The sequence below is a fragment of the Streptococcus sp. cx1 genome, assembly GCF_052384325.1.
Classification (GTDB): domain Bacteria; phylum Bacillota; class Bacilli; order Lactobacillales; family Streptococcaceae; genus Streptococcus; species Streptococcus salivarius_G.
In genome coordinates, this window is the sequence record NZ_JBQSUN010000001.1 from 424243 (window position 1) to 439493 (window position 15251).

Annotated in this window: 14 protein-coding genes; 11 read left to right on the top strand and 3 right to left on the bottom strand. The window is 39.5% G+C overall.

Annotation, left to right across the window (positions count from 1 at the left end; genetic code table 11):
* Nucleotides 1-52 precede the first annotated feature (52 nt).
* The gene (locus tag ACT170_RS02060) at nt 53-1135 is read right to left on the bottom strand and encodes a DEAD/DEAH box helicase (RefSeq protein WP_037600508.1); all 1083 of its coding nucleotides are present in this window, start codon (nt 1133-1135) and stop codon (nt 53-55) included.
* Between the two features lie 91 nt (nt 1136-1226).
* On the opposite strand from ACT170_RS02060, the gene udk reads away from it, so the two are divergent.
* The 7 genes from udk to mprF all read left to right on the top strand — a co-directional run bounded on the left by udk (nt 1227) and on the right by mprF (nt 9120).
* Nucleotides 1227-1862 carry a uridine kinase gene (gene udk / locus ACT170_RS02065; protein ID WP_002890688.1) on the top strand — a complete coding sequence of 212 codons (636 nt, stop codon included), beginning with the start codon at nt 1227-1229 and terminating at the stop codon, nt 1860-1862.
* Nucleotides 1863-1898: 36 nt separating this feature from the next.
* Nucleotides 1899-3818 (top strand): ribosomal protection-like ABC-F family protein, encoded by a 1920-nt coding sequence (gene abc-f, locus ACT170_RS02070; RefSeq protein ID WP_444817970.1) that lies wholly within the window; start codon nt 1899-1901, stop codon nt 3816-3818.
* 136 nt (nt 3819-3954) lie between these two features.
* Entirely contained in the window at nt 3955-4167 is a 213-nt protein-coding gene (locus ACT170_RS02075; RefSeq protein ID WP_444817971.1) for a YiaA/YiaB family inner membrane protein, read from the top strand.
* 193 nt (nt 4168-4360) lie between these two features.
* Entirely contained in the window at nt 4361-4927 is a 567-nt protein-coding gene (locus ACT170_RS02080; protein ID WP_444817972.1) for a hypothetical protein, read from the top strand.
* A gap of 10 nt (nt 4928-4937) precedes the next feature.
* Nucleotides 4938-5393 carry a hypothetical protein gene (locus tag ACT170_RS02085; RefSeq protein WP_444817973.1) on the top strand — a complete coding sequence of 152 codons (456 nt, stop codon included), beginning with the start codon at nt 4938-4940 and terminating at the stop codon, nt 5391-5393.
* 455 nt (nt 5394-5848) lie between these two features.
* On the top strand, nt 5849-6568 hold the full coding sequence (locus ACT170_RS02090; protein WP_444817974.1) for an alpha/beta fold hydrolase: 720 nt from the start codon (nt 5849-5851) through the stop codon (nt 6566-6568).
* Entirely contained in the window at nt 6565-9120 is a 2556-nt protein-coding gene (gene mprF, locus ACT170_RS02095; protein WP_444817975.1) for a bifunctional lysylphosphatidylglycerol flippase/synthetase MprF, read from the top strand. Before ACT170_RS02090 ends, mprF begins: the two co-directional genes overlap by 4 nt.
* Nucleotides 9121-9172: 52 nt before the next feature.
* On the opposite strand, the gene gatD is transcribed toward mprF, so the two are convergent.
* Together gatD and murT are read right to left on the bottom strand one after the other, a co-directional pair.
* Nucleotides 9173-9961, bottom strand: a complete 789-nt coding sequence (gene gatD, locus ACT170_RS02100) for a lipid II isoglutaminyl synthase subunit GatD (protein ID WP_410532869.1) — start codon at nt 9959-9961, stop codon at nt 9173-9175.
* Complete coding sequence (murT, locus tag ACT170_RS02105; RefSeq protein ID WP_195187795.1) at nt 9961-11304, bottom strand: lipid II isoglutaminyl synthase subunit MurT; 1344 nt, start codon at nt 11302-11304, stop codon at nt 9961-9963. Before murT ends, gatD begins: the two co-directional genes overlap by 1 nt.
* Before the next feature lie 101 nt (nt 11305-11405).
* On the opposite strand from murT, the gene cdaA reads away from it, so the two are divergent.
* The 4 genes from cdaA to ACT170_RS02125 all read left to right on the top strand — a co-directional run bounded on the left by cdaA (nt 11406) and on the right by ACT170_RS02125 (nt 15236).
* A complete protein-coding gene (gene cdaA / locus ACT170_RS02110) occupies nt 11406-12257 on the top strand; it encodes a diadenylate cyclase CdaA (protein ID WP_022495799.1) in 852 nt (283 codons plus the stop codon).
* The gene (locus ACT170_RS02115) at nt 12254-13219 is read left to right on the top strand and encodes a CdaR family protein (protein WP_444817976.1); all 966 of its coding nucleotides are present in this window, start codon (nt 12254-12256) and stop codon (nt 13217-13219) included. The genes cdaA and ACT170_RS02115 overlap by 4 nt, the downstream gene beginning before the upstream one ends.
* A 221-nt stretch (nt 13220-13440) precedes the next feature.
* Complete coding sequence (glmM, locus tag ACT170_RS02120) at nt 13441-14793, top strand: phosphoglucosamine mutase (protein ID WP_410532873.1); 1353 nt, start codon at nt 13441-13443, stop codon at nt 14791-14793.
* 2 nt (nt 14794-14795) lie between these two features.
* Nucleotides 14796-15236: a GtrA family protein gene (locus ACT170_RS02125; protein WP_014633281.1), complete on the top strand. Its 441-nt coding sequence runs from the start codon at nt 14796-14798 to the stop codon at nt 15234-15236.
* Nucleotides 15237-15251 lie beyond the last annotated feature (15 nt).

Sequence of the window (15251 nt, forward strand, 5' to 3'; positions counted from 1 at the left end):
TCTGTATATGTTAAAAGCACTTCAGAGTAAACTGAAGTGCTTTTGTAATGGCTTATTTTTCGTGAAGCTCTTGGTTTTTAAGAACCAGTTCTGATACTTTAGCGAATTTTTTAAGTTTTTTGAGGTCTTCTGGATGAGTTACCAAGCTAATGACGCTACCTTCATTTCCCATACGGCCGGTACGACCTGCACGGTGAGTGTAGGCTTCACGGTCTCGAGGGATATCGAAGTTGATGACCACTTCCAGATTTTCAATATCGATGCCTCGTGCCAAGAGGTCAGTACCTAGTAAGAGTGAAATCTCATGATTCTTGAATTTTTCCAAGATAACTTTACGGAATTTGACGTTGATATCACTAGCCAATGATACTGCTGAAGCTCCGTTAAATTGGAGGCGCTCTTCAGTAGCTCCAAGGTCAGAAAGACTGTTGAAAAAGACAAGGCCACGGAAGTCAGGAATATTGGAGAACTTACGGAGAAGTTCGACACGGTTACGTTTATCAACACTGATATAATAATGTTTGATAGTGTCAAGTTCTTGATCAGATAGGTCATAAACGATGGTATTTTCGACAAGATTTTGATCATCAATTTTGTTGGTTGCCGAAATATAAATCATTTGATGGTCACGAGGAACATGGTGGCTGATTTTTGTCACAAAGTGGTATTGGCTATCACTGAGAAGCTCATCAAATTCATCTAGGACGATGGTGTTGACATTCATCATCTTGATCTTTTTGAGTTTAATCAGCTCAAAGACACGGCCAGGTGTTCCGATGAGAATTTCCGGTCCTTTCTTCAGGCGTTCAATTTGTCTCTTTTGACTAGAGCCAGAAAGGAAGAGTTGGGCAGTGAGTCCTAGTGGCTCAGCCCATTGTTTGGTCACATCAAAAATCTGTCCAGCAAGCTCTGAATTGGGTGCTAGGATAAGCAATTGCTGAGATTTTTTGGGCTTGAGTGAGAGGAGCAATGGGAGAAGGTAGGCTAGAGTCTTACCTGTTCCTGTAGGACTGATACCTAGGATATTGTCTCCTTCAGTGATTGGTGCAAAGAGTTCTTTTTGAATGGCAGTCTCTGTAGTGATTCCTTTTTCTTTAAGGAGGTCTTGCCATTGTTCAGGAAAGTTTTTAAACATAAAAGTCTCATTTTCTATATGGATTTGCTTTTATTATATCATGATTTAGTGTAGAATAGATAAGAAAGACTATATTAGATAGGAATTTACCATGCCTAAAAAACCGATTATTATTGGGGTTACGGGTGGCTCTGGTGGAGGTAAGACCAGTGTTTCTCGTGCCATTCTATCAAATTTTCCAGATGAGAAAATTGCTATGATTGAGCATGATTCTTATTATAAGGATCAGTCACATTTGACTTTTGAAGAGCGTGTATCAACTAACTACGATCATCCCTTTGCCTTCGATACAGATCTTATGATTGAACACATCAATGAGCTGATTGCTGGGCGTCCAGTGGATATTCCGATTTATGACTACACCCAACACACTCGTAGTGAAAAGACTTATCGTCAGGAACCACAGGATGTCTTCATTGTTGAAGGGATTTTGGTACTTGAGGATAAACGCTTGCGTGACTTGATGGATATCAAGCTTTTTGTAGATACTGATGATGACATTCGTATTATCCGTCGTATCAAGCGTGACATGGAAGAGCGTGGCCGTAGCTTGGATAGTATTATTGAGCAATATATCAGTGTGGTTAAACCTATGTACCACCAGTTTATCGAACCTACGAAACGCTACGCAGATGTGGTGATTCCTGAAGGTGTCACAAATACTGTTGCTATCGATTTGATTAATACTAAGGTAGCAAGCATTTTGAAAGAAAGTCAGAAAGCCTAAGCAGGAGCTTGGCTTTTTTGGTATAATTGAAACGTTATGATTATTTTACAAGGAAACAAGATTGAGCGCTCTTTCTCAGGGGATGTGCTCTTTGATAATATTAATATTCAGGTAGATGAACGCGATCGTATTGCCCTTGTTGGACGTAACGGTGCTGGGAAATCAACCCTATTGAAAATTTTGGTTGGAGAGGAAGCGCCGACAAGTGGTGAAATCAACACAAAACGTGATTTGAATTTGTCTTACTTAGCTCAGGATAGTCGCTTTGAGTCTAGCAATACCATCTATGGGGAAATGTTAAATGTTTTTGCAGGTCTTCGTGCAGACGAAAAACGCCTTCGTGACATGGAAATGAAGATGGCTGAGTTAACTGGGTCAGACTTGGACAAGTTAATGACTGACTACGATCGACTTTCTGAGGATTTCAGACAGCGAGGTGGTTTTACCTATGAATCTGATATCAGAGCCATTCTCAATGGTTTTAAGTTTGATGAAAGCATGTGGGAGATGCCTATTTCAGATCTTTCTGGAGGTCAAAACACGCGCTTAGCTTTGGCGAAAATGCTGCTTGAGAAGCCTGAACTCTTAGTACTGGATGAACCGACTAACCACTTGGATATCGAAACCATTGCCTGGTTGGAGAATTACCTGGTCAATTATCAGGGAGCTCTAATCATTGTCAGTCACGACCGTTATTTTTTGGATAAGGTGGCGACAGTAACCCTGGATTTGACCAAACATAGTTTAGATCGTTATGTCGGAAACTATTCAAAATTCATGGACCTTAAGGCTGAAAAGTTGGCCACTGAAGCAAAGAACTTCGAAAAACAACAAAAGGAAATTGCTAAGTTAGAGGACTTTGTTAATCGTAATATTGTTCGTGCTTCTACAACTAAGCGTGCTCAAGCTCGTCGCAAACAGCTAGAGAAAATGGAACGTCTGGATAAGCCAATAGAAGGCCAGAAGTCAGCTAATATGACTTTTCATGCGGATAAGGTCTCTGGGAATGTGGTCTTGACAGTTAAGGATGCTGCTATTGGCTATGACGACGAGATTCTATCGGAGCCTATTTCCCTGGATGTTAAGAAAATGGATGCAATCGCCATTGTGGGTCCAAATGGTATCGGGAAAACAACCTTTATCAAGTCGGTAGTGGGTAAATTGCCTTTTATCAAGGGAACGTCAACCTATGGTGCTAATGTTGAAGTGGGTTATTATGATCAAACCCAATCTGCCTTGACACCGTCGAACACAGTCCTTGATGAGTTGTGGAATGATTTTGCGACGACTCCTGAAGTTGAGATTCGTAACCGTCTGGGCGCCTTTCTCTTCTCAGGTGATGATGTCAAAAAGTCTGTTTCCATGCTTTCTGGTGGTGAGAAAGCTCGTCTGCTCCTAGCTAAATTATCAATGGAAAACAACAACTTCCTCATCCTAGATGAGCCGACCAACCACTTGGACATTGATAGTAAGGAAGTCTTGGAAAATGCCCTCATTGACTTTGATGGAACGCTTCTCTTTGTCAGCCATGACCGTTACTTTATCAACCGTGTGGCCACCAAAGTGATGGAAATTTCTGAGGATGGGGCAACCATTTACCTTGGAGATTACGATTACTACCTTGAGAAAAAGGCGGAGCTTGAAGAGTTAGCACGTCTTGAAGCAGAGGAAAATCAAGTATCAGAGGAAGTCCAAGTAGCTTCAGCGGGTGCTAGTGATTATCAAGCTCAAAAAGCCAATCAAAAAGAGATGCGTAAATTAAGCCGACGCATTGAGCAAATTGAAAATGAGCTAGAGACGATTGAAGAACGATTGGAGGAAATCTCTGCTGCCATGCTTGAAACCAATGACGTGGCAGAATTGTCTGACTTGCAGAAAGAGCTAGATGACTTGTCAGTCAATCAAGAAGCTCTGATGGAAGAGTGGAGTGACCTATCAGAACAATTGGAAAGTTAAGGGATGATGAGAACCTTTTCATGTTTTGAGTTGTGAAAGGCTTACATTGTTGGTATAATAGTCTTAGTATATAAAAGGAGACTAATTTTATGAACAAAGTAAAGAAAAAGTGTATCGTAACACAACATCTTTCAACATGATGGCATGGGGATCATTTGGCTTCTTCGTAATCTTGATGTTGGTAGGCCTCTATACCCTTAAAGAGCCTTTGATGGTTAAGGGGTACTACCTCATGGGATGTGTTGGCTTGATTTCATCTTCATTTACAGTATCTAAGGTTGTCCGTGATAACCAAGAAGATGAAGAAAACTATAATAAGCTCATCGCTCAACAAACTTTCGAACAATAAGAGGAGAAGCCTGAAAAGGCTTTTTCTTTTTGTCAAACTCTAATTTATTATTTGATACATACTTTACTCAAATAATAAAAAGTCTCTTAAATAAGCACAATATTAAAATTGGATAAAAAATTAAAGAATACGTTGACACCTTATTTCTTTTTAAATATACTGATGATATAAAATTAATTTGGAGTTTAATATAATGAAATTACGTAGTATGACTTTTCTATCATTACTTATATTTTTTTCGATAGCAGTGGCGCATATTAATGCAGATTCGAAAGTTGAAAATGAAGTAAAGACTCCTATATCTTCTAAAAACTTAGATGAAGAGTATTATGATGATTTAGTGACTGATTTTAAAAAAGCAGGATTTACAGATGTTGTAGTCAAGAAAGATGAAGATCTTATTTTTGGATTTGTACATTTCGATGGAGAAGTAGAAGAAATTCAAATAGGAAAAACTACGAATTTTAAAAAAGGAGCCTCTTTTTCAAAGAATGACAAAGTTACAATAACTTATCATACTTATTCAAATAGTGATCAGAAAATTCTAAAATTGGAACTTGATAGAGAGTTTACAGCAGATGAAAATGGTAATGTTGAAGTTAGTGGTATTACAGAAAAAGGAACACAAATATCATCTTCAGATGAACAGAGTACAGATGCAAAAGAAGATGGTAAGTTTAGTATGTCATTTAAACTAAAAGGTAAGGATGATTCTAGAATGAGACTTGATTTAAAAAAATGGAAAAAAGAATCGAGTTAAATATATAACATTGCATCAGAATAGAAAGGTAATTGAAAAAATTGAATCGTCAGAAGAAGCTAGTGCATCTTCAAGTATAGCAGCATCAGAAAATGCAGCCAGAGAAAAACAGAAGATTGATGATTATAATAAAAACCATATTGCATATAAAATTGATTTTTATGATTATAAAAAGTTTTATATTCTAGATACTCAAAATCATCAAATTTTTGAGATAACAAAATATGATAATGAAGAGAATGCTGTAGTCACTACTGCTTCTTATACAGGAGATATGAATACAGCAATTGATTTTACGTTTGATTTTGGTGAAGGTGGTAGCTACTCAATGCATGCCTACAATAAGTACAATGGTTTACCTAAATCTGGTGCAATTTTTACAGGTGTAAATGACGGAAGTAGTAATAAAGCTAGCTATTTAGAAGACTCTTATAGTATTGCAAAAAAATATTTAGGTATTGAGTGATAAACAATTCTCATATTAGAAAAAAAGTATAATTTAGCCTTAAGTGATTTATCAATCGTGGCAATAAATACAAATAAATTCTTCAAGAAGTAATTAAATAAAGCTAGATGAGACTTCCTGCTGTGAGAAAAGTGGCTGAACCATTTTTATACCAGCCACTCGGAATTTTTGAGACTTTAGGCTCAAAAATTAGTCATGGAACTTCGAAGAAGGTCGCTGACGTCCGTACTCACTTTAAGGAAGTCTGAAAAAGATTATATTTAAAGAAGCCTGAAAAGGCTTTTTCTTTTTGCAGAAAATGCACAATTATTCTGCCTCTTCCCTAGTGGAAATGTTATAATGGAGTGAAGAAGGGTAGATGGTTTTGGAATGAGATAAGTCCAATTCATCAGCCTCAATGCCTTATAAGACTAATTATCGTATAAGAATGCGTTAGTGAAAAGGTAGGTAATCTTATGGAATTCAAAGTGAAAGATGGTCAAATCATCTATTATCGTGATCTCGGTAAAGGCTTTCCAATTGTTTTTTTGCATGGCAATAATTTGTCAGGGAATTACTTTGGTAAGCAAGGAATTCTGTATCGAGACTATCGTTTAATTTTCATTGATAGTCGTAATCACGGCAGGTCCAGTCGTCAGAGTGTTAAGATGACCTTTGAACAGATGGCTGCCGATTTGGAGGAAATTTTGCAATATTTGAATATCAAGAAGGCCTTATTTGTCGGTCATAGTGACGGTGCCAATTTGGCTATGGTTTATGCTAGTCGTTATCCTAACCGGATTGCAGGGCTCTTGCTTAATGCGGGAAATATGACCTTTAATGGGTTGACGAGACGCTCAAGATTCGCGGTCTATCTACAGTATCTTTGCTTAAAAGCCTTGTCACCATTTTCATCTAAAATGGATATCATGGCCCAGGTAACGGGTCTTATGCTTCATGACTTGCCACTAGATAGGGAACGTCTACATCAGGCTGCCTATCCTGTTTGGGTAGTTATGGGGCAAAGGGATGTTATCAGTATTAAGCATTCTAGGGAGATTTCGGAACTCTTTCCAATTCATAAGCTCTATGTCCAACGTCGAGAAGGGCATCGTCTAGCTCAACGTAAATATAAGATTTTCAATCAAATGATTCGTGAGCTTGTGAGAATTAGTCGAAAAGAGGTGGTGGCATGAAGCGTCTTTTAGAGAGACTTCAACCTTTAAAAGCGGCCGTTAAATCTATCTTCTTTATCTCGATTACGGTTCTTGTCGTCATAGAATTGGTTCGCCTCAAACGGACCATCACTTTAGAGTCACTTGAGTCAGCTCTGGCCGGTTTGTCTATTTGGCATCTTGTTTTGATGGCTATCGTCGGGCTAGTCGCTGTCTCCCCCATGCTCTTTTATGACATCATACTGAATAAGGAGCTAGAAACGGAGTATTCCAAATCCTATATTTTAGAAACAAGTTGGGCTGTTAACACCATTAATAATTTAGCTGGTTTTGCTGGTTTGGTCGATGTGGGTCTGAGATATTCCTTTTATTCTGAGGATGGGCAGGAAAAGACGGGTGTTAAGGCACTTTCTCGTTTATTGCCTTACTTTATGTCGGGCCTATCCCTTTTAAGTGGTTTGGTATTCGCTGTCTTTTGGTTCTTCCCTCTAAGTCCGGATTTAAGAAAGTATTGGTTACTGTTACTGGGTATTTTCCTTTATCTGCCTTTTATTTTCTTTGTTTCTAGTCGTGAAAAATTAGCCTATTTTGGTCAAGTACCATTGAAAACGAGGCTAAGTCTTCTTTTAGCTTCGACAGCTGAATGGGGAACGGCCCTTGGAAGCTTTGTAAGTGTAGCTTATTTAATGGGCTTGCATGTTCCTCTTTATAATCTGATTCCTCTTTATTTCCTAGCGGTTATTATTGGTATCTTCTCTATGATTCCGGGCGGGATTGGTAGTTTCGATTTGATTGTGATTACCGGTCTGACCTCTATGGGGGTTAGTAATGCTCTTGCGGTTAGTCTGCTCTTGCTCTTTCGTTTAACTTACTACGTTATTCCCTTCTTGTTAGGTGTTGTCTTCTTTTTCAAACACATGGGAGGGAGTATCAACGAGAAATACTTCAAACTTTCTTCACGAGTATTTGGTGGAAGTCTCCACCGCTTTCTTGTGTATTTGCTACGTTTTTCAGGGATTTTCTTGATTTTGTCAGCCTTAATTCCAGAACGCTTGGCAAATGTCTACTTTATTAGCCGTTTTAATCCTATTCAGGAACAGTTGATTTGGCAATTCCCAAGTATCCTATTTGGAACTCTATTCATTTTCATGGCTCGGCTCATCAGGCGTCGAGTTAAGGGAGCTTTCATTGCTTCCTTGATAACCTTTGTCTTGACCTTGATTTATGTCAATCTCAATGGTATTTCTTGGGCCATGTCTTTCCTAATTGTACTCTCTTTGGTGCTTATGTTGATTATCAGAAAGAGGTTGTATCATCGTTACTTTGTTTATAGTTGGGAAGACAAAACAAAGGATTTCCTTTTCCTAGCCTTTACTATTCTGGTTCTTCTTGTTCTGGGTGGCAGCGTTTTTTGGTCTCATTTATTGCCACCTAAGAACCGGGATGTTCTTGGGCATTTTGTTCATATTTGGTTTGATATTTTACTGGCATCAGTTATCATTGCAACCATTGTTTGGGGAGTCTTGAGAATTTTGGCACCCCGCAGGCCTTTTGGTCAAAGCATGGATGATGAGCGCTTCACAGCTCTCCTTGAGAAATATGGGGGTGCATCAGAAAGTGCCTTGGCTTATTTACATGATAAACGCCTCTTTTGGTATCGTGTCGATGGACAAGACCAGGTCGTTTTCCAATTTGCACAAACCAGCAATAAGTGTGTGGTTATGGGAAATCCAATTGGTAATGAAAACTATTACCGAGCAGCTTGGGAATCTTTCTTGAAGACACTATCAGATTGGAATTTACAAGCCTTGTTTTATGAGGCAGACGAGAGTATTACCCTGATGCTTCATGATTATGGCTTTGATTTTATGAAATTTGGGGAAAACGCCATGGTTGATTTGACGACATTCTCTGTCGATGGTAAGCATGGTAAGAAGTTCCGTAAACCAACCAATCGTGTCGAAAAAGCAGGTTTCCAGTTTAAGTTGCTTGATCCTCCATTTTCAGAGACTCAGATGCAAGAAATGAAGGCTGTCTCAGATATTTGGCTTAACGGTCGTAAGGAGAAGGGTTTCTCTCTTGGTTTCTTTGATGAAGCTTATCTGCAGCAGGCACCGATTGCTATTGTTGAGAGTGAGGATGGAGAAATTGTAGCCTTTGCTAATATCATGCCAACCAAAAACAAACGGGTGGCGACGATTGACCTTATGCGTTATGATTTTGAAAAGGCACCTGAAGGTATCATGGATTACCTCTTTGTCAAACTCTTCCAGTACTTCCAAGCGGAAGGGAAGCAATACTTTGATATGGGAATGGCTCCACTCGCGAATGTGGGTACTGAAGAAGATAGCTTCTTGGAAGAAAAGGTTGCCAATTTGGTCTATGTCTTTGCCCAGCGTTTTTACTCTTTTAGTGGGCTTCAACGTTATAAGGAGAAGTTCTCTCCAATATGGTCTCCAAAATACATTGTTTATCCTAAACGAACTTGGCTCTTGTTTGATATGATTGCCATTTTAAGAATTGATAATCGTAAAATTGAAGATAGATTGAAGAAAAGACGTCTTTGGAAATAGATATAAAAAATAGCGAAACTCAAAGGTTTCGCTATTTTGCTATGTCATAGAATTATTTCTCAAATTCTGCTTTTGATTTAGTATCGGCGTATTCTTCAGCAATCTCACTTGAGAGAATGTCATCGTAACTTGGCAATTCAATGTCTTGGCCATACTTGTTACGAAGGGCAGTTGTAACCAAACGGTAGGCAAGGTTAGCATTACGAGAAAGAATTGGTCCATGGAAGTAGCTACCATAAACATTTTTATAGTGGACACCCTCAGTACCATCTTCTTTGTTATTACCATTACCGTAGAGCACTTTGCCAAGTGGTTTTTCATCCTCAGAAAGGAAGGTGCGTCCTTGGTGATTTTCAAAACCATAGTAAGTTTCATCGAACTCTTCGTTATGGATTTTGATATCACCGATGTAACGGTTATTTTCTTGATTAAGGGTGTAGTGACCCATGACGCCGATACCATCAATACGGACACCGTTAGCCTGGATGTAATATTGTCCAAGAAGTTGGAAACCACCACAGATGGCTAGGATTACTTTATTGTCTTGGATGAATTGACCAATGGCATCACGTTTAGTTGGAAGGTCTTTAGCAACGATGGACTGTTCGTAGTCTTGACCACCTCCAAAGAAGACCATGTCGTAGTGGTCCTTGTCGAAGTCATCTCCAACTGAAACGATGTCAAAGGTCATCTTAGCACCAAGTTTTTCCCCCACGTATTTGATCATAAGGACATTACCGTTGTCACCGTAGGTATTGAGCAGATTACCATAAAGGTGGGCAACGTTTAGGTCGTAGGTGTAGTCACGATTTTCTGGAGATTTGAGTGAAGTATAGGTCATTAGTTCATCTCCTTTCCGACAGCATGACGTTGAGCAAGAATATCACGGAATTCAAGCATGGCAGTATAGGTCGCTAAGATATAGGCATGGTCACAATCTTGTTTTTCAATCAAGGCCATAATATCTTCAAGTTTTTCTGCTTGCGTAATCTTATCCTCTGGATAGCCAGTCACACGAAGACGGCGAGCAATTTCAGAATGGCGAACACCACCAGCATTAATCTCAGGGATATCCATCTCGAGAATGCTTTCAAAGTTGGCATCCCAAATCCAGCTGGTGTCAATACCATCAGCATAGTTAGCATTAAGAAGGACTGACAAGCTAAATGGATAATCTGCAAGTTTAATCATGTCAAGAGCTTGGCTGGCTCCTACGGGATTCTTAATTAGTACGAGGGTACATGATTTGTCACCAATCTTAAAAGTTTCTTGGCGTCCAAAGACAGCACGGCTCTTATCAAAACCAGCTTTGATTTGCTCTGGAGCTACTCCGAAGAATTCAGCGACAGAAACAGCAGCAAGGGCATTGTAGATGTTATAAAGACCACCGACATTAATCTTGTAATCTTGTCCATCAATAACAAATTCAGAAGTAGTGTTGGTGATTTTAGTCAACTCTGTCAGCTTATAATCTAATTCTGGACGGTGGAAGTCGCAGTTAAGGCACACATAGTCACCCAAGTTAGCGTAAGTATTAAGGCGATACTGAAGAATACTCTCACATTTAGGGCAGACAATACCTTCAGTATTATAATGAGCCAGCTCTGGATCATGTTTTTCAGTGTCAAAACCGTAGAAACGCACGGGATTGACTACCTCTTTAGAATTGAAAAGAGGACTGTCTCCATTAGCCAAAATAGTAGCCTCAGGCGCCTTAGCAGCACCATCTAAAATCATCTGATAAGTGGTATAGATTTCACCATAGCGGTCCATTTGGTCACGGAAAATATTTGTGAAGACAAAAAGACTTGGAGTGATGTATTCAGTGATTTTTGGAAGGCTGGCTTCGTCAATTTCCAAGACAGCAATTTTCTTACCAGACTTAGCTTTTTTAACTGTTAGGAAAGTAGAAGTAATCCCTGTGATCATATTGGCTCCACTAGGATTAGTCACAATCTCACCAAAAGCTTCTTTAAGAATCCCAACTGTCAAAGCTGTTGTCAGAGTCTTACCGTTGGTTCCAGTGACAACGACAATCTCGTAGTCCTTGGCTAAAGTGTCTAAAATATCTTTGTCAAATTTAAGGGCGATTTTTCCAGGCAGGGTTGAACCACGTCCCAATTTTGAAAGGACGAAATGGCTAGCTTTACCCACCAGAATTCCCAGGGTAGTTTTCATAGTCATGAATTTATTTTATCACAAAAAGTAGTGATTGTAGTCTCAAAATAGTCAGAATTCGTGGTATAATAGAAACTGTTTAAAAATTAAAAGAAAGTGTGATATGTATGGGAATACTTTCGTCCATTGATATTGATTTTTGGCGGTCACTCTTTGATAGTCCGCTTAAAGTTATCGTCAATAGTTTGGACATATTGATTGTTGCTTTTTTAATTTATCGCTTTATTAGGGCCCTACGAGGGACAAAAATTATGACCCTTGTTCAAGGGGTTGTCTTATTTATTTTAGTCAAACTGATTTCTGATTTTATAGGCTTCACGACGATTTCTTATTTGATGAATCAGGTCATCAACTATGGAGCCATTGCGGCGGTTGTGATCTTTGCGCCAGAGCTTCGTTCTGCTCTTGAAACCTTTGGACGTACGCCTCAGCATTTTTTGCAAAATAAAGAGGTTAGTTCAGATGAGAAGTTGGTTCAAGCCTACGTTAAAGCTGTTAAGTACATGAGTCCTCGTAAGATTGGGGCTTTGGTTTCTATTGAACAGACTCAGACCTTACAAGAGCAGATTGCGACTGGAATTCCACTTGATGCGGTGGTGACTGGGGAACTTTTAATTAATATTTTCATTCCAAATACACCGCTTCATGATGGGGCAGTTATCATCAGAGATAACAGGGTTGCGACGGCTTGTTCTTATCTGCCATTGACGGAATCTAATAAGATTTCCAAAGAATTTGGAACTAGGCATAGGGCTGCCATTGGTCTTTCAGAACAAGCAGATGCGCTTACCTTTGTTGTGTCAGAGGAGACTGGTGCGATTTCCATTGCTTACAAGGGAAATTTCATCCATGATCTTTCTATTCAAGAATTTGAAGAAGAGTTGAGTCTTATCTTGTTGAAAGAACAAGAACCACGTCAGTCATTCTTCCAACGTTGGATTGGAGGTAGCAAAAAATGAAGCGTTTGGTAAATTTCTTTAAAAACGATCGTTTATGGCAGATACTAGTTGCACTCTTCTTTGCTGTGGTACTCTTTTTCACAGCCTGGTCGGGGAACTCGCAAAATAAAAGCAATAGTTCAAGTGCATCTAATACCTTTACACAAACCGTTGAGTCGGTCCCTGTGGATATTAAATATGATAGTGATAAGTACTTTATCAGTGGTTATTCCTATGATGCCGAAGTCTATTTGACAGCGACAACACAACTGGCGTTAACGACTGAGACAAGTAGTGATACACGTCACTTTAAATTAGTTGCTGATTTGTCAAATTTAGGCCAAGGAACCAGTCGAGTACCTATTCAGGTTAAGGATCTTCCAGCCGGAATGTCTGCGCAAGTGTCACCATCAACCTTGACAGCAACTATTGGTAAAAAAGCCAGCAAGACCTTTGACGTAGTAGCTAACATCACTTCTGATAAGTTGGCAAATGGCTATGAGGTTAAAAAGGTTAGCCTGGATAACACCAAGGTAGAAGTGACCTCGAGTGAAGATATCATTAATCAGATTGACCATGTTCAAGCAGTATTGGAAGGTGATTCCAACCTGTCTGAAGATTATGATGGTAACTTGGTTCTTCAAGCAGTTTCGACAAATGGTACAGTCCTAGCAAGCTCTATCTCACCAGCTAAGGTACATGCAAAGATTAGTTTGAGAAAATTAAGCAAATCTGTCCCTGTCAAGGTTGAACTGACTGGAGATAAGGCTAGCAATGTGTCTAGTATCAGCTATAGCTTTGATCGTGGGCATGTGACTATCGTTGGTAGCCAAGAAGCTATGGATAAGATTGATAGCATCTCAGTCCCAGTCGACATTAGTCAAGTGACTAAGGACACTTCAAAAACCATAGACCTTAAGGCAGAAGGTGTTACGGTTCAGCCTGGAACTGTTAAGGTTAACTTAAAAGTCACGCAAAAATAGGGGAGTTACATTTTCCCCAAAATTCATGTATAATGAATGGGATTGAGAGGGACTAATCTCATAAAAATGTAACCAATTAAAAATGTTTAAAATCAGGGGTTGAAAATATTGGTGAAATCTTATAAAGTTAGATTATCTAGATAGATTTCACTAGATTGACTCTTGCTAAACAGCATCACAGTTTAAGGAGGATTTAGTGCTCAAGCACTAATAATAAAATTATGGGTAAATATTTTGGAACAGACGGTGTTCGTGGAGAAGCAAACGTTGAACTTACGCCTGAATTGGCCTTTAAATTAGGTCGTTTTGGTGGTTATGTGCTTAGCCAACATGAGACTGGCCGTCCTAAAGTTTTTGTGGCACGTGATACACGTATCTCTGGTGAGATGTTGGAATCTGCCTTAGTAGCAGGTTTGCTCTCAGTGGGTATTGAAGTCTACAAACTTGGAGTACTTGCAACACCTGGCGTCTCATATTTGGTTCGCACAGAAAATGCAAGTGCCGGTGTTATGATTTCAGCCAGCCATAATCCAGCTCTTGATAATGGTATCAAGTTCTTTGGTGGTGAAGGCTTTAAATTGGATGATGCGCGTGAAGCGGAAATTGAAGCCCTTCTCGATGCTGCAGAAGATACACTTCCACGCCCTTCAGCTGAAGGACTTGGAACACTTGTGGATTATCCAGAGGGTCTTCGTAAATATGAAAAATTCTTGGTAGCTACAGGTGTTGACCTTGGTGGTATGAAAGTTGCCTTGGATGCGGCTAATGGTGCGGCGGCGGTATCTGCACGTAACATTTTCCTTGACTTGAACGCAGAAATCTCTGTTATTGGTGACCAACCTGATGGCCTTAACATCAATGCTGGTGTTGGTTCGACACACCCAGAGCAGTTGCAAGCCTTGGTTAAAGAAACTGGCTCAGCTATTGGTCTTGCCTTTGATGGTGACAGTGACCGTCTCATCGCTGTTGATGAAAATGGCGATATTGTTGATGGTGATAAGGTGATGTATATCATTGGTAAACATTTGTCTCAAAAAGGCGAGTTGGCTAAAAATACTATTGTAACAACAGTTATGTCAAACCTTGGTTTCCACAAAGCACTTGACCGTGAAGGCATTAACAAGGCAGTGACTGCTGTTGGTGACCGTTATGTTGTCGAAGAAATGCGTAAAAACGGCTACAACCTTGGTGGTGAACAGTCTGGACACGTTATTATCATGGATTACAACACAACTGGTGATGGTCAATTGACAGCTATCCAATTGACTAAAGTCATGGTTGAAACAGGTAAGAGCTTGTCTGAATTGGCTTCAGAAGTTACCATCTATCCACAAAAATTGGTTAATATCCGTGTGGAAAATAGCATGAAAGATAAGGCTATGGAAGTTCCTGCAATTGCAGCTATCATTGAAAAAATGGAAGCTGAGATGGCTGGAAATGGACGTATCTTGGTTCGTCCAAGTGGTACTGAACCTCTTCTTCGTGTTATGGCAGAAGCCCCAACAGATGATGAAGTGAATTACTACGTTGATACGATTGCCGATGTTGTTCGTGCAGAAATTGGATTGGACTAAGTATGATAGCTAAGCTCAGAGCCTTCATGGCCACCGAAGTTTTCAAGTACCTTTTCTTTGGTGTCTTGGCAACTTTGGTCTATATGGTCAGTCGTATTTTGATTTTTCAGTTGACCAATCAGGGGACACTCTCGGCGGTCTTAGCCAGTGCGATTGCCATTATCTTTGCCTTTTTTACAAATGACATGTTTGTCTTTAATCAGGAAAAGACTGGTATGGTTACGCGCTTTGTTAAGTTTGTGGGTGCTCGCCTATTGACCTTGGTCTTGGATTTGGCTCTGGCCTATTTCTTGGTCGATACCTATCCAGAAATTATTGGTCAATTTGTTGGTCATAGTCATGCTTGGGTAAACGGTATCGAGAGCCTCTTCTCTCAGGTCCTTATCATTGTATTGAACTATATTATTTCTAAATTCTTCGTCTTTACAGGCGAGAAAGTATAAGCAAAAAGGAAGTTG

Bases quoted from the DNA above. Each gene is read 5' to 3' on its own strand.
- ACT170_RS02060 (WP_037600508.1), bottom strand. From the start codon at position 1,135: ATGTTTAAAAACTTTCCTGAACAATGGCAAGACCTCCTTAAAGAAAAA.
- udk (WP_002890688.1), top strand. From the start codon at position 1,227: ATGCCTAAAAAACCGATTATTATTGGGGTTACGGGTGGCTCTGGTGGA.
- abc-f (WP_444817970.1), top strand. From the start codon at position 1,899: ATGATTATTTTACAAGGAAACAAGATTGAGCGCTCTTTCTCAGGGGAT.
- ACT170_RS02075 (WP_444817971.1), top strand. From the start codon at position 3,955: ATGATGGCATGGGGATCATTTGGCTTCTTCGTAATCTTGATGTTGGTA.
- ACT170_RS02080 (WP_444817972.1), top strand. From the start codon at position 4,361: ATGAAATTACGTAGTATGACTTTTCTATCATTACTTATATTTTTTTCG.
- ACT170_RS02090 (WP_444817974.1), top strand. From the start codon at position 5,849: ATGGAATTCAAAGTGAAAGATGGTCAAATCATCTATTATCGTGATCTC.
- mprF (WP_444817975.1), top strand. From the start codon at position 6,565: ATGAAGCGTCTTTTAGAGAGACTTCAACCTTTAAAAGCGGCCGTTAAA.
- gatD (WP_410532869.1), bottom strand. From the start codon at position 9,961: ATGACCTATACTTCACTCAAATCTCCAGAAAATCGTGACTACACCTAC.
- murT (WP_195187795.1), bottom strand. From the start codon at position 11,304: ATGACTATGAAAACTACCCTGGGAATTCTGGTGGGTAAAGCTAGCCAT.
- cdaA (WP_022495799.1), top strand. From the start codon at position 11,406: ATGGGAATACTTTCGTCCATTGATATTGATTTTTGGCGGTCACTCTTT.
- ACT170_RS02115 (WP_444817976.1), top strand. From the start codon at position 12,254: ATGAAGCGTTTGGTAAATTTCTTTAAAAACGATCGTTTATGGCAGATA.
- glmM (WP_410532873.1), top strand. From the start codon at position 13,441: ATGGGTAAATATTTTGGAACAGACGGTGTTCGTGGAGAAGCAAACGTT.
- ACT170_RS02125 (WP_014633281.1), top strand. From the start codon at position 14,796: ATGATAGCTAAGCTCAGAGCCTTCATGGCCACCGAAGTTTTCAAGTAC.